The sequence below is a fragment of the Pseudoduganella sp. jia 12 genome (genome assembly GCF_055502675.1).
Map to the genome: position 1 here is coordinate 60,160 of NZ_JBUXKP010000008.1, position 18,490 is coordinate 78,649.

The 18,490-nt window shown below is 67.2% G+C and carries 20 protein-coding genes; 7 read left to right on the forward strand and 13 right to left on the reverse strand.

Annotated elements, in window-relative coordinates:
- Positions 1-16: 16 nt before the first annotated feature.
- Both ACY65G_RS18455 and ACY65G_RS18460 read right to left on the reverse strand, forming a co-directional pair.
- Positions 17-1,264: a TolC family protein gene (locus tag ACY65G_RS18455; RefSeq protein WP_464998759.1), complete on the reverse strand. Its 1,248-nt coding sequence runs from the start codon at positions 1,262-1,264 to the stop codon at positions 17-19.
- Between the two features lie 70 nt (positions 1,265-1,334).
- The gene (locus tag ACY65G_RS18460) at positions 1,335-1,688 is read right to left on the reverse strand and encodes a hypothetical protein (protein ID WP_464998760.1); all 354 of its coding nucleotides are present in this window, start codon (positions 1,686-1,688) and stop codon (positions 1,335-1,337) included.
- Positions 1,689-1,768: 80 nt separating this feature from the next.
- Between ACY65G_RS18460 and ACY65G_RS18465 the strand changes: the two genes are divergently transcribed.
- Positions 1,769-2,269 (forward strand): DUF1993 family protein, encoded by a 501-nt coding sequence (locus ACY65G_RS18465; RefSeq protein ID WP_464998761.1) that lies wholly within the window; start codon positions 1,769-1,771, stop codon positions 2,267-2,269.
- Positions 2,270-2,275: 6 nt separating this feature from the next.
- On the opposite strand, the gene ACY65G_RS18470 is transcribed toward ACY65G_RS18465, so the two are convergent.
- Both ACY65G_RS18470 and ACY65G_RS18475 read right to left on the reverse strand, forming a co-directional pair.
- A complete protein-coding gene (locus ACY65G_RS18470) occupies positions 2,276-2,641 on the reverse strand; it encodes a hypothetical protein (protein ID WP_464998762.1) in 366 nt (121 codons plus the stop codon).
- 127 nt (positions 2,642-2,768) lie between these two features.
- Positions 2,769-3,656, reverse strand: coding sequence for an AraC family transcriptional regulator (locus tag ACY65G_RS18475; protein ID WP_464998763.1), 888 nt, complete (start codon positions 3,654-3,656; stop codon positions 2,769-2,771).
- A 141-nt stretch (positions 3,657-3,797) separates the two neighbouring features.
- On the opposite strand from ACY65G_RS18475, the gene ACY65G_RS18480 reads away from it, so the two are divergent.
- On the forward strand, positions 3,798-4,553 hold the full coding sequence (locus tag ACY65G_RS18480) for an SDR family NAD(P)-dependent oxidoreductase (RefSeq protein ID WP_464998764.1): 756 nt from the start codon (positions 3,798-3,800) through the stop codon (positions 4,551-4,553).
- 4 nt (positions 4,554-4,557) lie between these two features.
- Here ACY65G_RS18480 and ACY65G_RS18485 read toward each other — a convergent pair whose 3' ends face one another.
- Complete coding sequence (locus tag ACY65G_RS18485; protein ID WP_464998765.1) at positions 4,558-6,828, reverse strand: TonB-dependent siderophore receptor; 2,271 nt, start codon at positions 6,826-6,828, stop codon at positions 4,558-4,560.
- Between the two features lie 181 nt (positions 6,829-7,009).
- On the opposite strand from ACY65G_RS18485, the gene ACY65G_RS18490 reads away from it, so the two are divergent.
- Together ACY65G_RS18490 and ACY65G_RS18495 are read left to right on the forward strand one after the other, a co-directional pair.
- Positions 7,010-7,972 carry an SDR family oxidoreductase gene (locus tag ACY65G_RS18490; RefSeq protein WP_464998766.1) on the forward strand — a complete coding sequence of 321 codons (963 nt, stop codon included), beginning with the start codon at positions 7,010-7,012 and terminating at the stop codon, positions 7,970-7,972.
- A gap of 18 nt (positions 7,973-7,990) precedes the next feature.
- A complete protein-coding gene (locus ACY65G_RS18495; protein WP_464998767.1) occupies positions 7,991-8,383 on the forward strand; it encodes a GFA family protein in 393 nt (130 codons plus the stop codon).
- Positions 8,384-8,418: 35 nt separating this feature from the next.
- Here ACY65G_RS18495 and ACY65G_RS18500 read toward each other — a convergent pair whose 3' ends face one another.
- Both ACY65G_RS18500 and ACY65G_RS18505 read right to left on the reverse strand, forming a co-directional pair.
- Positions 8,419-9,096 (reverse strand): outer membrane beta-barrel protein, encoded by a 678-nt coding sequence (locus ACY65G_RS18500; RefSeq protein ID WP_464998768.1) that lies wholly within the window; start codon positions 9,094-9,096, stop codon positions 8,419-8,421.
- Positions 9,097-9,304: 208 nt separating this feature from the next.
- Entirely contained in the window at positions 9,305-9,601 is a 297-nt protein-coding gene (locus ACY65G_RS18505; protein WP_464998769.1) for a hypothetical protein, read from the reverse strand.
- Positions 9,602-9,659: 58 nt separating this feature from the next.
- Between ACY65G_RS18505 and ACY65G_RS18510 the strand changes: the two genes are divergently transcribed.
- Complete coding sequence (locus tag ACY65G_RS18510; RefSeq protein ID WP_464998770.1) at positions 9,660-10,241, forward strand: helix-turn-helix domain-containing protein; 582 nt, start codon at positions 9,660-9,662, stop codon at positions 10,239-10,241.
- Positions 10,242-10,245: 4 nt separating this feature from the next.
- Here the strand turns inward: ACY65G_RS18510 and ACY65G_RS18515 are convergent, their stop codons facing one another.
- The gene (locus ACY65G_RS18515; RefSeq protein ID WP_464998771.1) at positions 10,246-11,424 is read right to left on the reverse strand and encodes an aminotransferase class V-fold PLP-dependent enzyme; all 1,179 of its coding nucleotides are present in this window, start codon (positions 11,422-11,424) and stop codon (positions 10,246-10,248) included.
- A 111-nt stretch (positions 11,425-11,535) separates the two neighbouring features.
- Between ACY65G_RS18515 and ACY65G_RS18520 the strand changes: the two genes are divergently transcribed.
- Complete coding sequence (locus ACY65G_RS18520; RefSeq protein WP_464998772.1) at positions 11,536-11,730, forward strand: hypothetical protein; 195 nt, start codon at positions 11,536-11,538, stop codon at positions 11,728-11,730.
- A 24-nt stretch (positions 11,731-11,754) separates the two neighbouring features.
- Here the strand turns inward: ACY65G_RS18520 and ACY65G_RS18525 are convergent, their stop codons facing one another.
- The 5 genes from ACY65G_RS18525 to ACY65G_RS18545 form a co-directional block, all read right to left on the reverse strand.
- On the reverse strand, positions 11,755-13,335 hold the full coding sequence (locus tag ACY65G_RS18525) for a hybrid sensor histidine kinase/response regulator (protein ID WP_464998773.1): 1,581 nt from the start codon (positions 13,333-13,335) through the stop codon (positions 11,755-11,757).
- 33 nt (positions 13,336-13,368) lie between these two features.
- Entirely contained in the window at positions 13,369-14,172 is an 804-nt protein-coding gene (locus tag ACY65G_RS18530) for an alpha/beta fold hydrolase (protein ID WP_464998774.1), read from the reverse strand.
- 61 nt (positions 14,173-14,233) lie between these two features.
- Entirely contained in the window at positions 14,234-15,316 is a 1,083-nt protein-coding gene (locus tag ACY65G_RS18535) for an MBL fold metallo-hydrolase (RefSeq protein WP_464998775.1), read from the reverse strand.
- A 63-nt stretch (positions 15,317-15,379) separates the two neighbouring features.
- A complete protein-coding gene (locus ACY65G_RS18540) occupies positions 15,380-16,390 on the reverse strand; it encodes a LacI family DNA-binding transcriptional regulator (protein ID WP_464998776.1) in 1,011 nt (336 codons plus the stop codon).
- Positions 16,391-16,603: 213 nt separating this feature from the next.
- Complete coding sequence (locus ACY65G_RS18545; RefSeq protein ID WP_464998777.1) at positions 16,604-17,395, reverse strand: polysaccharide deacetylase family protein; 792 nt, start codon at positions 17,393-17,395, stop codon at positions 16,604-16,606.
- 142 nt (positions 17,396-17,537) lie between these two features.
- Between ACY65G_RS18545 and ACY65G_RS18550 the strand changes: the two genes are divergently transcribed.
- Complete coding sequence (locus ACY65G_RS18550; protein ID WP_464998778.1) at positions 17,538-18,371, forward strand: glycoside hydrolase family 16 protein; 834 nt, start codon at positions 17,538-17,540, stop codon at positions 18,369-18,371.
- The last annotated feature ends 119 nt before the right edge of the window (positions 18,372-18,490 follow it).

The following is an 18,490-nucleotide window of genomic DNA, read 5'->3' on the forward strand; positions in this document are numbered from 1 at the left end:
GTCAGTCTCTTGCTTGTCAGTGTGTGTCGGTGTGTGCGGGGCCGGCGAGGCGTTCGATCTCGGCGTGGGCGCGCCACGCATCGAGCATGGCCTGCCATTGGCGGGCGCGGGCCTGGAACCATGTGCGCTGCGCGTCGAGCACGTCGAGGAAGGTGAACTTGCCGTATTCAAAACCTTTCATCGTCAGCTCGTGGACGGAGCGCGCTTCCGGCACCACGTCGTGCTCCAGCAGCAGTGCCTCGCCGCGCGCCTGGCCATAGCGCAGGTGGGCGGCCGTGAGGTCCGTGCGGGCCGCGAGTTCGGCGGCTTGCAGTTCCGCGCGGGCGCCATCGGCACGCGCGGTTGCCGCGGCCAGGTTGCCGGCATTGCGGTCGAACAGCGGCAAGGGAATCGCCACGCCGACGATGGCCTGGCGGTGCGCCAGCTGGTCGTCGCGCTGGCTGCCGATGGTGAGCGTCACGTCCGGCACGCGGGCGGCGCGCTCGGCATCGGCCTGCGCATTCCGGAACGCCAGCTGCTGGCGCGCGCGGCGCACGGACAGCGCGCCGGCGGACCGTTGCAGCAGCGCCGCCAGCGGTTCGACGGGTGGCAGCATGCTGACCGCGCCACCGGCCAGCACGCGCGCATCGAGCGTTTCGCCCACCAGCGCGCCCAGCGCGTTGCGGGCGATCGCCAGCTCCGCCGTGGCGCGTTCGAGTTCGACGCGGGCATCGGCCTGCGCCACCCTCGCCTTACTTGCTTCCACGGGCGACACCTTGCCGGCGGCGACCCGGCCCTCGACGGCCGCCAGGCTCTTGCCCGCCACGTCCAGCGTCGCCTGCGCGAGTTGCCGGCGCTCCTGCGCGACGAGGGCCGTGTAGAACGCCGCGATGACGTCGGCCCGCAAGGCCTGCCGGCGCAGCGCATGGTCGCTGCCGGCCAGCTCGAATGCGGTTTGTGCGACAGCGATGCGGGCTTTTCTCTTGCCGCCCAGTTCGAGCGGCTGGTTGATCTGCACGGTCGTGGTGCGGCTGCCGGCGCGGTGGCCTTCGCGCAGGTAGGCCAGTTCGGGGTTCGGCAGGCGGCCGGCCTGCTCGACGGCGGCCGCGCTGGCGCTGGCCTCGTGCGCGGCGGCACGCAATGTCGGATGGTACCCGTCGGCCAGCGCGATGGCGGCCGGCAGGTCGAGCGGAATGGCCGTGGCCGGCTCCCCCGCCGCGGCGATGCCGCAGGCGAAGGCCAGCACCACGGCCGGGACGAATCGTCGTCCGGGCTGGATGAACATGGATGCTCCTGATGATGGATCGAAAGGATCGCGATCGAAAGGATCGGATCAGGCGCAGGAAGCCTGCGCGCTATGCCTGGGCGGCAGGCGGCCACTGCGGCCGTTCGGGGCGGCCGGGGCTGTGCGAAGGCAAGGCGGGGACGAGACCGGCAAACGTGGGCACGGCGTCGTGCACGGCCGGAATCATGGCGATGGTGGGGGGAAAGCTGATCGTGTGGACGAACACGCAGGCCGCGCAGTGCGGGTCGCTGGCGCTGCCGTGGTCGTCACCGCTGCCGGCCATGGGCTGCGCCGCTGCGGATTGCGCCGCCGTTGCATGGTGCGTCACGCCCTGCGGTGTCGTCAGGCAGCAGCGGTCCGCCATTGCCAGGGCAACCTGGAACGGGTAGATCAGCAGCAGCATGATGAGGATCCAGCGGCGCATGGCGGCTCGGTAACGGGTGCCAGGTGAACGGTATCCTCTATGATACCCGTCATCACCCCATCGGCAAACAGGAGCTGACCATGATCGCGCCACCACGCGTTTTCCTGCATTACCTGGACCGCCTCGACCACCTGCTGCAACGCGTGGCCGATACCGACCCGGCCGTGGCCGGCCAGCGCCTGCACCCCGGCATGGCGCCGCTGCTGCAACAGGCGCGCACCGCCATCGGTTTTACCTTGCGTGTCAGTTGCCCGCTCGCGGGCCGCGCGATCGTATCGTTCGAGGGAGAAGATTTCACGCTGGAGGGCGTGCGGCGTGAGCTGGCGCAGTCCGCCGCGTACCTGGCCACCCTGCCCGCCGACGCGTTCGACGATCTCGCCGCACGGCGGGTGGACACGGTGGCCGGCTTCGCCGACCTGCATTTCGATGGACCGGATTACTTCATGCTCTATGGCTTGCCCAACTTCTTTTTCCATTACAGCATGGTGTATGCCATTGCGCGGCAGGCTGGCATGCCGGTGGGGAAAGCGGACTTCGACGGGTTCCATGCTTATCCGCCGGGGTTCTCGTTCCCGGCATAAGCGACATCAGGGCATGCGCGCAAATGCAAGGAACAGCCAGGCCACGGTGATGACGACCATGCCCGTCACCGTCACGCACGACCAGGTGAAGAACCACGCCGACACCAGCGTTGCCTGCACCACTTTCTCGAACAGGATGCCCAGACCAAAATCGAACGCCGCCAGCACGGACCAGCGGCGCAGGTAGACGGGCAGATAACGGCTCATGCGCTGGTTGTGCTGGCGCGCGGCATGGCGCTCATACAGGTCGCGCGCCGCGTTCACGTCGCGGAACAGCCAGTCGAAGAACAGGAAGCGGTAAAGGAGCTGGCCGAACGAGAGCTCCGGCGTGCCCGGCTCGGCGGCTGGCGGTGGCTCGTGTTCGCTCGTCATGATCGGCGGCCCGGGAACGATGTTGGAGGCGGAAATGGGAAGACGCGGCGGTAACCATACTATGTCGAATCCGGCTGCAATACCAATTGCCGCGCCAATCGTGCTCCCGGCGCACGCTAGTGACCCACTAGGCGGTCGCCACGCGCTCCCGTGACGCCTTGGCATCGCGCACGGGCGTGGCGCCGAACAGCCGCCCGTACTCGCGCGTGAACTGGGGCACGCTTTCATAACCGACGGCGAAGGCAGCACTGCTGGCGGAGGCGCCTTCGGCCACCATCAGCCGGCGCGCCTCGATCAGCCGCAATCCTTTCTGGAATTGCAGGGGCGACAGCGACGTCACCGCGCGGAAATGCTGGTGGAACGACGAGGGACTCATGCCCGCCACCTCGGCGAGGCGCTCGACCGGCAGCGTGCGGGCGAAATCGGTGCGCAGCAAGGCGACCGCGCGTGCCACCCGTTGCGCCGGGCCGTTCGGCCACCCGAGGCGGCGCAGCGCGGGGCCATGGCGGCCGGCCAGCAGCCAGTAATGCAATTCGCGCACCAGCTGGGCGTGGAGCACGGGCACGGCGGCGGGACGGTCGAGCAGGCGCAGCAGCCGCAATGCCGCGTCCGCCACTTCCGCATCCGTCGTATCGACGCGCACTGGCGCATGTTCACCCTCCGGCGCCTGCCCCATCTGCACGGCCAGTTCGGCGATCACGGCATGGTCCAGCTCGAGCACCAGCGACAGGTAGGGCGCCGCCAGGCTGGCCCGGGTGATCTGGCTGGCGATCGGCACGTCCGCCGCGATCAGCAGCGATTCGCCGGCACTGAAGTCCATGGACGTGGTGCCCACCGTCACGTTCTTGCTGCCCTGGACCACGAGGCAGACGATCGGTCTGGCGATCGCGTGCTGCAAGCCGCTGGGCGCGAACGCGCGCACGGTCATGAGGCCGGGAATGGCGGAAATGCCGAGGCCGTCGGCGTTCGTATGGAGGTCGGCATGGCGGCGGACCGCGTCGAGCAGGGGTGTCATGGCGCCAATGTAACCGAAAATCGTACGGGCATTCGCCATTTGGAGGATTAGGCAAAAACGTCGCGGTATCGGGAAATTCCGGTCGGCATTCCGGCCGCACCATGGCGTCTCCCGATCACGTTTTTTCCCAAGGAGTCCAGCATGACCACGATTTCCCTCGTTACCGGCGCCAGCCGCGGCCTCGGCCGCAACACGGCAACCAGCATCGCCCGCCGTGGCGGCGACGTCATTCTCACCTACCAGAGCCGCGCCGGGGATGCGCAGGCCGTCGTGGCCGAGATCGAGGCGCTCGGCCGCAAGGCGGTGGCGATCCGGCTCGACAGCGGCGACATCGCGTCGTTCCCGGCCTTCGTGGAGACGCTGCAAGCCGCGCTGCGCACGACCTGGGGCCGCACCACGTTCGACCACCTCGTCAACAATGCCGGCCATGGCGAACATGCGCCGCTGGCCGAGACGACCGAGGCGCAGTTCGACCGCCTGGTCGATGTGCATTTCAAGGGCGTGTTTTTCCTGGCGCAGGCGCTGGTGCCGCTGCTGGCCGATGGCGGCCGGATCGTCAATCTGTCGTCCGGGCTGACGCGCACCACCATTCCAGGCTATGCGGCGTACGCGGCGATGAAGGGCGCGGTGGAAGTGATGACGCGCTACATGGCGAAGGAGTTCGGCAGCCGCGGCATTGCCGTCAACACGGTGGCGCCGGGTGCGATCGAGACGGATTTCGGTGGCGGCGCCGTGCGCGACAACCCCGACCTGAACCGCATGCTGGCGCAGATGACGGCATTGGGCCGGGTCGGCGTGCCGGACGACATCGGCCCGATGGTCGCCAGCCTGCTGTCCGCCGACAACCGCTGGGTGACGGGCCAGCGGATCGAGGTGTCGGGCGGGCAGGCGCTGTGACGGCTTACAGGCTGGCGCGCAGCGTCAGCGAAACGTAGCGCGGGTCGCCGTAGTAGTAGCTGATGCCGGTGGGCGCGAACTTCTTGTAGTACGTCTTGTCGAACAGGTTGTCCACGTTCAGCTGCACCGAGTAGCGCTCGTTGAACTTGTAGCTGGCCATCGCGTTGAAGATCGAGTAGCCGCCCTGGCGCGCCGTCAGGCCGCCGGCGGTCACATAGGAACCGTCCTGCGTGCGCACGCCGCCGCCCACCGTCAGGCCTTGCAGCGCACCGTTCAGCTCGCCACCAAAGCGGTAGTTGGAAAACACGTTCAGCTTGTGGCGCGGGTCGATGCTGCGCAGCGGCAGGCCCGTGTTGGCGCTACTGGTATCGGTGATGTACTTGGTGCGGGTATTCGTGTAGCCCGCCTGCACCTGCCAGCCTGGCAGGATTTCGCCGGCCACTTCCAGCTCCCACCCTTTGCTTTGAGTTTTACCGCCGGCCACGCGGCAGAAGCCGGTGATGTAGTACGGCGTGCATGGATTGATCGACGTGGGATCCTCGACCGCCTTGCCTTCGTTGGTGATGTGGAAGATGCCGGCAGATGCCGTCAGCTTGCCGCCGAAGAAATCGCCCTTCACGCCCGCTTCGTAGTCTTCACCGCGGATCGGCTGCATGATGCTGCCGTTCGCATCCTTCACGTTTTGCGGCGTGAAGATCTCCGTATAGCTCAGGTAGGCGTTCACATGCTGGTTGAAGTCGTACACGAGGCCCGCGAACGGCGTGGCTTCGCGCTCGATCTTGTAGTTACTGGCCGGGGTGCGCGGCACCGCGTATTCCCACCAGGACAGGCGCCCGCCGACGAGCAGCGTCAGCGGATCGGTGACGGACAGCCGCGCCGTGCCGAACACGCCTTTCTGGCGCGTGAAGTTCGGATTGGCGCTGCCCGGCGTGGCCACGTCGCGCTCGGCATACGTGGTGTAGGGATCGAAGGTGCGGATATCCACGATCTGCGGATACAGGTTGCCCTGGCCCCAGCTGTCGACGGCCTCGGTGCGCAGCGCTTCGCCGCCCACGATCAGCTCATGCTTGCGGCCGAACAGCGTGAACGGTCCGTTGGCCACCAGGTTCAACACCTTCTGCGTGCTTTCGGCACCCGTGTACTGCGCCGAGGCCACGCTGAACCGGTAAGGGTCGGTGCCGGGAACGCGCGTGAAATACGACTGCTTGAAGCCGCCGTCCTTCAGCGCCAAATGCACCCAGGCCACGCTGGCTTTCGCGGTCCAGCCGTTGGCAAAGCGGTGCTCGATCTCGGCCTGGGCGATGTCGTTGTAGCGGTTCCAGCGGTTCCAGTCCACGCCCAGGTACGTATCGCGCGGCAGGTACAGCGGCGAACCGTCGAGGTTGCCCGGCATGCCGCCCCAGGCGCCGGTGGCGTCCAGGTCCGTGTGCTGCAGGCTGGCGGTGACCGTGGTGGTCGGCGCCAGGTCGTATTCCACCACGCCGTACAGCACTTCGCGCTTTTCCTGCTTGGCCTTCTGGAAGAACTCCTTTTCGTCCGCCACGACCACGGCGCGGCCCCGCAGGGAGCCCGAGGCGTTCAGCGCACCGGAGATGTCGCCTTCCACGCGATGGCGATCCCAGCGGCCCACGGTGGCCGCGCCGGAGAGCTGGAATTCGCGCGTGGGGCGCTTGCGCACCATGTTCACGGTGGCCGAAGGATTGCCCGAGCCGCGCAGCATGCCCGAGGCGCCGCGCAGCACTTCCACGCGGTCCAGCACGGCCGTATCCGGCTGCACGAAGTGCGAACCGCTCTGGTTGATCGTGATGCCATCGACCTGCAGCGCGTCGATCTGGTAGCCGCGCGAGTGGTACGACACACGTTCGCTGTCGGTGTAGTCGACCGACACGCCCGGCGTGTTCTGCAGCACGTCGTGCAGGTCGAGAAAGTTGCGGTCGTCCAGCAGCTGGCGCGTGATCACGGTGACCGGCTGCGGAATGTCGCGAACGTCTTCGAAGCCCTTCATCACGCTGGCCTTGCGGCTGGCCAGGGAACCGGTGTTTTCCGTGTTGTTGTCGGCGGTACCCGTGACGGTCACCGTCTGCATCGTGGCGGCCGCATCCACCGCATCCGCCGCGTTTGTCGCCATGTTTGCCGCCACGTCCTCGGCCGCGTGCAGGGCCAGCGGATAGGCCAGCGACAGGCTCGCGCACAGCATGGTCAGCCGGATACCGCGCCTCCCGGACTGCTGGGAGAATTGGTGCGGGGCGGGACTGGCTGCGCGATCGGACAACATGACAACTCCTGGAAAGTGGTGGAATGAGAATCTAAATGAGAATCAATCGCAATACTAACTTAAAAGTTGCCAGGTTGTCGATGGCTCTTTCCGGGGATTGCATGCGGCCATGGGCTGCGCCACGTTCGATTCTTATCGGGTAACTTGCACGACTCCCGCAATCGTTGAAAGGTGGTCAAGCATGAAGCAAGGCACTTTACGCGTCGTCATCACGGGCGCATCGAGCGGCATCGGTGCCGCGACGGCAGTCGCTTTCGCCAGGCAGGGCGCGCATCTGGTACTGGGCGCACGCGGCAGGGAGGGGCTGGAGGATATCGCCAGCCGGTGCCGGGAGGCGGGCGGACAGGCAACAGTGCAGGTCGTCGACGTGACCGATACGAACGCGGTGGCGGCCTTCGCGGCCGACGCACGCGCCGCGCTGGGCAGTATCGACCTGTGGTTCAGCGATGTGGGCATCGGCGTGGTCGGCAAATACCTCGACGTGCCGATGGCCGATCACCGCCAGGTCGTCGAGACGAACCTCGTCAGCCACATGAACGAGGCGCACGCCGTGCTGCCTGTCTTCGTGGCGCAGGGCCACGGTACCTGGGTCAACATGATCTCGCTGGGCGGCTACATCACGTCGCCCTATGCGGCAGCCTATTCCGCGAGCAAGTTCGGGCTGCGCGGCTTCAGCGCGGCACTGCGTGGCGAGATGCGCGACCATCCGCAGATCCATATCTGCGACGTCTATCCCACGTTCGTCGATACCCCGGCGGTCTACCATGCCGGGAATTACACGGGCGCGAAGCTGACGTATCCGCCCGGTGCGCTGTCACCCGAGAAGGTGGCGGACGCCGTGGTGAAACTGGCACGCCACCCACGCCCCAGCACGGTGATCGGCATGCCCGCGCCCTTGCTGAAACTCGGGGAGTTCGCCAATCCCCTCGCTGCGATGCTGATGAACCGCTTCATGGACAAGTGGTCGAAGCGCGCGGAGCCGGCGCGCGACACCACCGGCACCATGTATGCGCCGCCTGCCGGCGCCAGCGGCATCGATGGCGGCCAGCGTCGGCCCGAAGGACAGCGCAATACGGCACTGGTGGTGGGCGCGGCGGTGATCGGCCTGGCGATCGGCGCGCGGCTCGTGAGCCGCCGCTCCTGAGCCCTGGAACCGCGCGGCATGGACCAGGTCACCGGTGGCTGCCTGTGCGGCAATGTGCGCATCGTGGCGACAGGAGCGCCCCGTCGCGTGGGCGTCTGCCACTGCCTCGACTGCCGCAAGCACCACGGCGCGCTGTTCCATGCTTCGGCGATCTTTCCCGAGGATGCGGTGACGGTCGAGGGCGAGACGGGGGACTACGCGGGCAGGTTCTTCTGCCCGCGTTGCGGGTCGTCGGTCTATTCGCGCAGCGCCGATGAAATCGAAGTGAACCTCGGCACGCTGGACGCGCCCGGCCAGTTCGAACCCACCTACGAACTGTGGACGATCCGCCGCGAACCGTGGCTGCCGCCCTTTCGCGCGATGCGGCATCACGACCGCGACCGCGATGGTGCCGGCCAATCAGGAGACTGACTTGCCGCCGTGCCGCCGGGTGCCATCGCCGCCGATCAGAAACCCATATTGAGGTTGGCACGCACGCCGGTGGAATTGGTCGCCTTGCCCCATTTTTTCGCCGAGTCGCCATGGCTGCCGTACTGCGCGTCGATCGTCGTTTTTTCGTCGACCTTGTACTGCGCGCCCGCGCCGAGGTAGAGGCCCGTATCCATTTCGTTCTCGCGTAACGGCTTGCCCGTTTCGCGCGCTCTCGCCCGCGCCACGCTGATCGATGGCGTCATCACGCTGTGGGCCTTGCCCACCTTGCCATAGGCAACCAGCTTGTCGGTCAGCGGCAGCGAATACTTCGCGGCCAGGTGGCTGCTGAAGTTATTGATGTTCAGGGTGCCCAGCGGATTTTCCGGTTCCCAGGGATCGATGCGGTGAAAGCCCCGGTCCATCAGGTAGACGTAACCGGCCTCGATGGCCAGGTTCGGCGTCAGCTGGTAGCCGCCGACCAGCCTCGGGTCGCGCTTGAAGAGCCCCTGGAAGGCCTTGTCGCTGGAAACGGCCGCTTCGTCCCGCCCGTAGGCGCGGGGGTAGGGCTGGTAAGCCTTGTCGAACGATGCCTGCATGGCCGCTTGCTGCGTGGCATACAGGTTCGCCTGTTGCGAGGAGGGCTCCACGAGCTGGGCGTGCGCGGAGCCTGCGAAGAGGATTGCTGCTGCATGAACCAGCCAATGCGATTTCATCGTGCCTCCGTGGGTTTCGTGGTAACCAGGCCGCTATGCTGTCACGGACTTGTTATAAAAACAAGTCCGGTAACAAGTCATCACCAATCAAGTCATCACCAATCCCACGGCTGCCCGGCGGCGGTGTACAGCCATGCGATGCATGGCGGCGTTGCAGGTGGCAAGCAGGATGAAATCGCCGGTGGTTGACATGGCGATGGAAAGGTTGCTACGACGCCGCCTTCAGCCAGTCGCGCCCCTTCTCGTCCAGCGCGGCATCGATGACTTCGGGCGGCAGGCTGTACACGGTGGCCCAGGTGGCGCGGCCATCGGCGGCGTTCGACGGAAAACTCGTCGTTTCGATGGGCCAGTGGTACTTGCGCTTCAGCGCGCGCACGATGGCGGCGAGCGTGACGCGGCCGCGCAGCGGTTCGGCGCCCGCCTGGTCGGTGTTCGACAACAGCACGGCAAGGACGGCGCCACGGGCGGTGCGGGGGCCGGGAAAGATCGGGTTTTTGCGGGGCATGGCCACATTCTAGCGGCAGGGAAGGCACGGCGGCGACACGGCTGTATACTCGCGCCCCATGGACATCAATCAAATCATCGCCACCCGCCTGCGCGAACTGCGCAATGCCCGCGGCATGACCCTCGCGGTGCTGGCCGAACTCAGCGGCGTGAGCAAGTCGAACATCTCGCTGATCGAGCGTGGTGAAAGCAGTGCCACCGCCACGGTGCTCGACAAGCTGGCCGCCGCTCTCGGCGTGCCGGTGGCGTCGCTGTTCGAAAAACCCGTCGATGCAACCTCGCCGATCGCGCGCGCCGGCGAGCAGCCCGTGTGGACCGATCCCGGCTCGGGCTATGTGCGCCGCACACTGTCGCCCACCGTTCCTTCCCTGATGCAGCTGGTCGAAATCACGTTTCCGGCCGGCGCCCGCGTGGCCTATGAAACGTCGTCGCAGGACATCGACCGCCAGCTGTGGATGCTGGAAGGACAGATGGAAATCACCGTCGGCGATACGCGCTGGGAACTGGCCGCCGGCGACTGCCTCGTCATGCGCCTCGACGAGCCGAGCACCTACCACAATCCCGGCACGGTCCCGGCGCGCTACCTGATCGCCCAGGTCATGCAGGCGCCCATCGTGCCCCGCACCGTGGTGGAACGCTAGCGGCTCAGTGGCCCGCCAGTACGCGGATCGCCGCCACCAGCGCATCGAGATCCTCGAGCGACGTGTACAGGTGCGGCGTCACACGCACGCATTCCCCATCGCCGATGCCGCGCACCACGGTAAAGATGCGGTGTTCGCCCATCAGCCGTTCGACCACCCGGCGCGCCGGCATGCCATCGATGCCGAATGAGGCCAGTGCGCCATGGCGGCTTGGGTCGGTCGGGGTAAACAGCCTGACGCCGGGCAGGGCGCGCACCCGGTCCATCCAGTAGCCGGCGAGGTAACGCAGCCGCGCTTCCTTGTTGCGCGTGCCGATCGATGCATGAAAGCGCAGCGCATCCTCGATCGCCAGGATCGGCGCGGGCGGCACCGCGCTGAAGTGCCCGAGCTTCACGATGTCGCCGGGCGCATGGCCCACGTCGCCGAACAGCGGCGCGATATCGGCAATGCGCTCCCTGGCGATGTACAGCAGGCCCGTGCCCAGGGGCGCGCCCACCCACTTGTGCAGGTTGAACGCCGCGAACGGCGCGCCCAGCTCCGGCACCGTGTAGTCGATATGGGCCAGCGAATGCGCGCCGTCGACGATGACGTCGATCCCGCGCCGGCGTGCCATCGCCGCGATCTTCGCCACCGGCATGACCTGGCCGGTACGGTGCACGACGTGCGTGACATGCAGGAGCCGCGTGCGCGCGGTGATCGCCGCCTCGTACAGCTCCACGATCTCCTCGTCGCTGCCCGGGTCGAGCGGCACGTCCACGGTCGCCAGCGCCAGTGCCTTGCGCTCGGCCACCATGCCGAAGGTGTCGATGGCGCTGTCGTAGTCGTGCCGCGCCAGCAGCACCTCGTCGCCCGCCACGAACGGGTAGCCCTGGATCAGGATGTTCAGCGATTCCATCGCGTTGCGGGTGATCAGCAGCTCGTCGCGGCCGGCGCCGGTAAAGGCGGCCAGCGCCGCCATCACCTGTTCCAGCCGCTCGGGAAAGCGCACGCGCAGGAAATACGCGTTCTCGCGGTCCACCTGTTCCTGGTGGCGGCGCAGCGCCTCCTGCACGGGAATGGCCGGCATGCCGAAGTAGCCGTTTTCCAGGTTGATGAAATCGGACGAGGGTGCGTACCGGCGCCGGATGGTGCTCCAGTAGCGTTCGTCATCCGGCGCGACCGGCAGTGGACTTGGTTGTGACAAGACAGGCTCCTTGGTGGGAATACAACAGCTCGCGAGAATCCAGTATACAAGATTAAACTGTCCGGTATACTGGATTTTAGTAGTTTGCCAACATCCACCATGGAGAACAGGATGAAGAACAACGCCCTCGCGCATCAGCCAGGTGCTGACGCATTCCCCGTATCCACGCAGCAGCCGCCCGCCGGTATCGCGCCAGGCGGCGAGCCTTTGCAGCGCGTCCAGGAACATGCGCCTGCGCCAGCCGAGCCGGAGCGCACCGTGCGCCGCGAACTGCACCGGATGTTCGCGCTGATCGCCATCCGCTGAGCCGGAGCGGCAATGGCATGCCGCTCAGCGGCCCGCGAATTCCCTGAGCAGGATGTCGCGCAGGACGCCAAGCTCGACGGGCTTGGTCATGTGGTGGTCGAAGCCCGCTTCCAGCGCCCGCTCGCGGTCCTTCTGCTGGCCCCAGCCGGTGGTGGCGACCAGCGTCATCGCGGTGCCGCCGGGCAGCTGGCGCAGCAGGCGTGCCAGTTCGTAGCCGTTCATGTCGGGCAGGCCGATGTCGAGCAGCGCCACCTCGGGCCGGAATGCGGCAGCGGTCTCGAGGGCCGCACCGGCCGTGTGCACGGTGCGCGTTTCATAGCCCGATACCTGCAGCGCCATCGCCAGCGTTTCGGCCGCATCGCGGTTGTCGTCCACGACCAGGATGCGCACCGCGTTCGCTACCGCGGCCGGCACCGGGCCGGCGGACGTTTCGGTGGCGGGGCAGGCGGCGCCGGCCGCCAGCGGCAGGCGCACTGTGAATTCGCTGCCCTGGCCCGGTCCCGCGCTATCCGCGTGCACCGTGCCGCCGTGCAGCTCGACGATGCCGCGCACCAGCGCCAGGCCGATGCCGAGCCCCCCTTTCGACCGTTCCAGCGCCGGTTCGAGCTGCGAGAACATGTCGAACACCGTGGGCAGCGCTTCGGCGGGAATGCCGATGCCGTTGTCGCGCACGCGGATCTCCGCGATGCCGGGCAGGCAGGCGAGATGCAGTTCGATGGCGCCGCCTTCGGGGGTGTACTTGGCCGCGTTGGTGAGCAGGTTGATGACCACCTGGGCCAGGCGCGTCGCGTCGCCGTGCACCAGCACCGGTGGCTCGGCGGCAAAGACGTGCAGCGTGTGCCGCGCCGCCGTCATCAGCGGAACCAGGTCCTGCGCGGCGCCGCGCACCAGCGCGCCCAGTTCGACCGGGACGCGGCTCAGCTGCATGCGGCCCTGCGTGATGCGCGACACTTCCATCAGGTCGTCGACCAGCCGGGTCAGGTGGCGCAACTGGCGGTCGAACGCCCCCAGCAGGCGTGGGTCGGCATCGGCGCCGAGCTTGAACTTCAGCACGTCCAGCGCGCTGCGCATCGGTGCCAGCGGATTGCGCAGCTCGTGCGACAGCGTGGCCAGGAATTCATCCTTGCGCCGGTCGGCCACGGACAGTTGCGCGTTCGCCGCCTGCAGCCTGGCTTCGGCTTCGCGGCGCGCTTCCAGCGCCCCCTCGGCCGCCTTGCGGGCAGAAAGCAATTCGCGCTCGTAGGCATGGCGGTCGGAAGCCTTGAACAGCGCCCAATGATCGAAGGCGGCATCGCCATCGCGGCGGCGCGCGATGTTGATCAGCACGGGCAAGCGCTCCTTGCGGCGGTTGACCAGCGCCACCTGGATCTCCGCCACCGATCCCTGCATTTCGAGGATCGGCTGGCAATGGGTGTGATAGAACAGGCGGGCGCCCACCGGCAGCAGGTCGCGCATGCGCCGCTGCCCGACCAGTTCGTCCTCCGCGTAGCCAAGCCACGTACAGGCGGTGGCATTCACCTTCAGGATCACCCCGTCCGCGCCGGTAACCACGAGGGCACAGGCGGCGTGGTCGAACAGCGTATCGGCTGCCGGAGTGTGGGCCACGAGATAAGGGCTGCGCAGTAAGGGCTACGTGAATCAGCGCAGGGTCTGCGCGAGGAACCCCTCGATGACGCGCGAGCTTTCCGTGGGCGCGCTCATGTGCGGGCAGTGGCCAACGTTGTCGATCACGTGCAGGGTGCTCCTGGGCAGGTGGCGGTGCAGGTAGTTGCCCACGTCCAGCGGTGCCACCAGGTCGTCGCTGCATTGCAGAACCAGTGCCGGCACGGTGGAGCGTGGCACGTCGGCCCGGTGGTCGGACAGGAACGTCACGCGGGCAAAGTGTTTTGCGATCTCGGGATCGTTGCGGCAGAAGCTGTCGGTGAGTTCGGCCCGCAGTTCCGGCTGCCCCGGCGCGCCCATGATGGCCGGCGCCAGGCTGCTCGACCAGCCCAGGTAGTTGGCATCCATCGTCTCCAGCAGCTCGTCGATGTCTTCCCGGCTGAAACCGCCGACATAGTCGCCATCGTCGATATAGCAGGGCGACGGCCCGACCATGACCTGGGCCACGAAGCGTTCGGGCGCCTTGATCGTGGCGAGCAGGCCGATCATCGTGCTGACCGAATGGCCCACGAATACCACCGGCCCGGTGGCGAATTCGTCGAGGATTTCCAGCAGGTCGTCCGCATAGCCGTGCAGGGTGCCGTACTTGGCGCGATCATAGGCCGACAGGTCGGAGCGGCCGCTGCCGACGAGATCGAACGAAATGGTGCGGAAGCGTTCGGCAAAAGCGGGCGCGAGGAAACGCCACATGGTCTGGTCGCAGCCGAAGCCGTGCGCGAACACCATGGTGGCCGACCCGTTACCCGCGACATGGACATTGTTTCGCGACTTTACGGACATGATGGACTTTATTGTTGGTATGGCAACGTTCGATTATACCTGAGCTGTCCGGCGGCACGATTCACGGTTGAAGCGGCGCGCCGCCCACCTCCGCCGCCACCGGCATGCCCTCGATCTTCCACCGCAACATGCCGCCTGCCAGGTTGGCCACCTGGCCGAAGCCCGCCTTGGCCAGCAGCACGCAGGCCTGGGCCGAGCGCACGCCGGAGCGGCACACGGCTACCACGGGCCGCGCCTTGTCCAGCGTATCCAGGTGTTCGGTCAGCTGCGACAGCGGTACCAGCCGCGCACCCGGCAGGTGGCCCAGCCTGTCGATGAATTCCGCTTCCTCGCGCACGTCGAGGATCTGTGTCTTGTGTCCGTGTTCGAGCAATGCCATCGGCTCGATTTCCCACACGCCGGAAAAGCGCAGCGTCAGCGGTGCCCAGGCCGGCGCTTCGGCGGGCAGCGCGCCGCCTTCGGGCTGGCCGCAGCGCAGGTTGGCGGGAACGGCGACCGCGATCATCTTCGGATGCGGCAGGTGCAGGTTGTTCATGTGGCCCGTGAAATCGCCCACGTCCACTTCGCCGCCCAGGCGCGGATTGAAGCGGCGCTCCTCGGCCACGCTGGTCACCGTGATGCCGCGGTAGTCGTGCGCCGGGTACAGCAGGCAATCGTCGGGCAGCGACAGGATCTGCCCGCGCACGGACGCGAACAGCGCCTGCGGGCTGCCGCCCTGGAAGTCGGTGCGGCCGCAGCCGCGGATCAGCAGGCTGTCGCCCGTGAAGGCCATGCTCGCGTCATCGAGCACGTAGGTGAGGCAGCCGCTCGTGTGGCCCGGCGTGGCCCGCACGTCCAGGTGGCGCGCGCCGAAGGCGATGCGGTCGCCGTGCCGCAGCGGGCGGTCCACCAGTTCCGCACCCGCCGCCTGCGCCAGTGCGATGCGGCTGCCGCAGCGCTGGCGCAGGCGCCATGCGCCGGTCACGTGGTCGGCATGCACGTGCGTGTCGAGCGTGGCCAGCAGTTCCAGGCCGAGTTCCTGCAGCAGCGCTAGGTCGCGCGGCACCTGCTCGTAGACGGGGTCGATCAGCAGTGCCTCGCCGCCATCGGCGAGCAGGTACGTGTAGGTCGAGGAAGTGGGGTCGAACAGCTGGCGGAAGATCATGGCGGGGCTCCGGTCTGGCCAGCCTCGTGAGCCGGCCGTGCGTGATGGGCTTGGTTCGCTATTCTAGTCCCGCAAGTTCGCCACCGAAGCCCGCATCGTCACCGTCACGGGAAAATCGCGCTCGACCGGCCGCTGCAGGCCATAGCACAGGTTGAGCAGGGCATTGACGCCGTTCAGCGTCATCTGCCGCCACGGCATGCGCACCGACGTCAGGCGCGGCGCCGCATACTCGGCGCTCGGCGTGTCGTCGTAGGCCAGCACGGACAGGTCCCGCGGCACGCGAATGCCCGCTTCCTGGAAGTGCGACAACGCGCCCACGGCCATTTCGTCGTTGGCGCAGAACAGCGCGGTGGGCTTGCGGCCGGATGCCACCAGCTCGCGCGCCGCGGTCCAGCCGCTGGCCGGGGAAAAGTCGCCCTCATGGCGCCACATCGCGGCCGTGTCGATGCCCGCGGCGGCCAGCTCCGCAAGGAAGCCGTCGATGCGGGCCACGCTGTCCTCGAGCTGCATCGGGCCGGTCAGCAGGGCGATGTCGCGGTGCCCGTTGTCCAGCAGCGTGCGCGCGGCCAGGCGGCCCCCCAGCACGTGGTCGACGGTGAAGCACTGGTCCGGGATCGTGGCGAAGCCGTGGTTCAGCGCCACCAGGCGCGACAGCCTGCTGCCGGCCACGGCGAGATCGTCTTCGTCCAGCGCGCTGGTCATCACGACCAGGCCATCGCAGCCGCGTTCGATGAGGAATTCGATGCCTTCGATCGCCTGGCGCCGCGCGTCGCCCAGGCCCACGCCGAACGCCACCACCATGTGCAGGCCGGCGGCGCGCAATTCGGTGTCGATGATCTGCAGGATCGGGGTGAAGAACGTGCCGGACAGGGCAGGAATGTACACGCCGATCATCTTCGACGAACCGGACAGCAGCGCCCGCGCCGCGTGCGAGGGCCGGAAGCCCAGCTCCTCGATCGCCTTTTGCACCCGTTCCAGCGTGGCCGGCGATACCGGCCCGCTGCCGTTGATCGCGCGCGACGCGGTACCGAGGCCCACGCCCGCCAGGCGGGCGACGTCTTTGATGGTTGCCACTGAAATTCCTGTTCCGCTGACAAAACATGACGAGCATACTGGAACTCACCCACCGGCGCCAAACGCAGCGATGTCGCCCATTCCGTCGAACGCCTGTTCCGTGCTTGAACCTGTCTCCACCCCTGTCCCCGTGCCTGGCACCGGGACACGAGCTCAGCGGGATAGCCCCCTGTCCCGTGCCTGGCAGTCGGGTCATGGCCCGACAACACGAGCTCAGCGGCTCTTCACGTACTTCATGATGTTCAGGAACGTATCGGTCCAGACCATCTTGCGGTTCTCGGCCAGGTACTTCACCAGTTCCTCGTGCGCCGCGCTGGAGTTCGCCAGGTGGTCGCCGCCGATGCCGTGGAAGGTGAACGAGATCATCGTGCCCTTGTCGGCCGCCTCCTTCACCATCGCGATCAGTTGCTGGCCGCTGAGCCCCACGGGCACCACGACCGGCACGAGGTAAGGGTCGAGCGCCGCCATCGAGGGCACCGCGCCGCGGCCGATGCTGGCCTTGATCGCCACGAATTCCGACTGCACGGCCGGCAGGTAGTTCTGCCCGCCGGCGAGCAGGTCGCCGCACGGCGCGGTGAACGTGCGCTCGCGGCGCCCGTCGATCGCATGGAGCATCGTGTTGGCGAGCGTGATCTGATCCTTCAATTGCGCCACGCTCGTCGTGTCCAGGTCGCGGTGCGGCTCGACCCAGCCGCGGTCCGGCAGCGAGCGCCGGCACTGGTGGAACAGCGTGTGGTTGGCCAGCTCGTGGCCGCCCTGCGCCGCGGCGCGCCATGCGGGCAGGCGCCTGTCGATGCTGGGGCTGGAGAGCGTGAGGTAGAACGTGCCCTTGATGCCGTATTTGTCCAGCGTGGGGATCGCGTGATCGAGCTGCGAGTCGGCGGCATCGTCGTAGGCCAGGCTGACGGCGGCCTTCGCGCCATTCGGCCATTGGAACGGTGCGGCGGCAGCGGCGCCGGTCGACAGGGCGGCGAGGGCCAGCAGGGTCCAGCAGGATTTCATCATTTCGTATCCGGTGATGTGACAGGAACGCAACGCATGCTGCGATACGGATCGCGGCGCGCGTTGCAGGAAAAGAGTGGAAACGTTACCATGCAACGACATTCATCTTTGCATGCGCCCGCCGCGCCGTCAATCCGGGGACCCCATGGCTGCTCTGCACCGCCGCTCCACCATTGTCGCCTTCCTTGCCTTGCTGGCCGTCGCCGGCATTGCCCTGGCCGCGGAAACGGCGGGAGGCAAGCCGGCCGGCTGGCAGCTCGTATGGGCGGATGAATTCGACGTCGACGGCCTGCCCGACCCGGCGAAGTGGGCGTACGACACCAGGGCCAACCGCACCGGCTGGCACAACAAGGAGCTGCAGTACTACGCCAGCGCGCGCCGCGAGAATGCCGAAGTAAAAAACGGTCGCCTGGTGATTACCGCCCGCAAGGAAGCACTGGTATCGATGCCCGATTACGGCGGCCAGGCCTACACGTCGGCGCGGCTCGTCACGCGGGGCAAGGCCAGCTGGACGCATGGCTTCATCGAAGTGCGTGCCAGGCTGCCGTGCGGTCCCGGCAGCTGGCCGGCGATCTGGATGCTGGGTACCGGTGGAAAATGGCCGGCCGATGGCGAGATCGACATCATGGAACACGTGGGCCACAAACCCGGCGAAATCCTCGGCAGCATCTACACGAACGCGCAGAACTGGCCGCGCGGCACGGGCAAGACCAGCAGGACGATGGTGCCCGATGCATGCGACGCATTCCACGATTACCAGCTCACGTGGACGAAGGACCGGATCCTCGTGGGCGTGGATGGCCGCAACTACGCCGAGCTGGCGAACCCGCACGATGGCGACTACGACAAGTGGCCGTTCGACCGGCCGCAGTACCTGCTGCTGAACCTCGCGGTAGGGGGCGACCTGGGTGGCGCCGTGCGCGACGACAGCCTGCCATGGCGCATGGAAGTGGAGTACGTGCGGGTATTTCAACGTTGATTTCAGCGTTGATCCAGCGCCCGCGTCACGCCGGCGCCGGCCGGTGTTTTTACAACAGTAGCGACCAACAAGAAATCTGTTCCGATTGACAACGCAGAATCGTCAACCTACCATTGAGC

Bases quoted from the DNA above. Each gene is read 5' to 3' on its own strand.
- ACY65G_RS18455 (WP_464998759.1), bottom strand. From the start codon at position 1,264: ATGTTCATCCAGCCCGGACGACGATTCGTCCCGGCCGTGGTGCTGGCC.
- ACY65G_RS18460 (WP_464998760.1), bottom strand. From the start codon at position 1,688: ATGCGCCGCTGGATCCTCATCATGCTGCTGCTGATCTACCCGTTCCAG.
- ACY65G_RS18465 (WP_464998761.1), top strand. From the start codon at position 1,769: ATGATCGCGCCACCACGCGTTTTCCTGCATTACCTGGACCGCCTCGAC.
- ACY65G_RS18470 (WP_464998762.1), bottom strand. From the start codon at position 2,641: ATGACGAGCGAACACGAGCCACCGCCAGCCGCCGAGCCGGGCACGCCG.
- ACY65G_RS18475 (WP_464998763.1), bottom strand. From the start codon at position 3,656: ATGACACCCCTGCTCGACGCGGTCCGCCGCCATGCCGACCTCCATACG.
- ACY65G_RS18480 (WP_464998764.1), top strand. From the start codon at position 3,798: ATGACCACGATTTCCCTCGTTACCGGCGCCAGCCGCGGCCTCGGCCGC.
- ACY65G_RS18485 (WP_464998765.1), bottom strand. From the start codon at position 6,828: ATGTTGTCCGATCGCGCAGCCAGTCCCGCCCCGCACCAATTCTCCCAG.
- ACY65G_RS18490 (WP_464998766.1), top strand. From the start codon at position 7,010: ATGAAGCAAGGCACTTTACGCGTCGTCATCACGGGCGCATCGAGCGGC.
- ACY65G_RS18495 (WP_464998767.1), top strand. From the start codon at position 7,991: ATGGACCAGGTCACCGGTGGCTGCCTGTGCGGCAATGTGCGCATCGTG.
- ACY65G_RS18500 (WP_464998768.1), bottom strand. From the start codon at position 9,096: ATGAAATCGCATTGGCTGGTTCATGCAGCAGCAATCCTCTTCGCAGGC.
- ACY65G_RS18505 (WP_464998769.1), bottom strand. From the start codon at position 9,601: ATGCCCCGCAAAAACCCGATCTTTCCCGGCCCCCGCACCGCCCGTGGC.
- ACY65G_RS18510 (WP_464998770.1), top strand. From the start codon at position 9,660: ATGGACATCAATCAAATCATCGCCACCCGCCTGCGCGAACTGCGCAAT.
- ACY65G_RS18520 (WP_464998772.1), top strand. From the start codon at position 11,536: ATGAAGAACAACGCCCTCGCGCATCAGCCAGGTGCTGACGCATTCCCC.
- ACY65G_RS18530 (WP_464998774.1), bottom strand. From the start codon at position 14,172: ATGTCCGTAAAGTCGCGAAACAATGTCCATGTCGCGGGTAACGGGTCG.
- ACY65G_RS18535 (WP_464998775.1), bottom strand. From the start codon at position 15,316: ATGATCTTCCGCCAGCTGTTCGACCCCACTTCCTCGACCTACACGTAC.
- ACY65G_RS18545 (WP_464998777.1), bottom strand. From the start codon at position 17,395: ATGATGAAATCCTGCTGGACCCTGCTGGCCCTCGCCGCCCTGTCGACC.
- ACY65G_RS18550 (WP_464998778.1), top strand. From the start codon at position 17,538: ATGGCTGCTCTGCACCGCCGCTCCACCATTGTCGCCTTCCTTGCCTTG.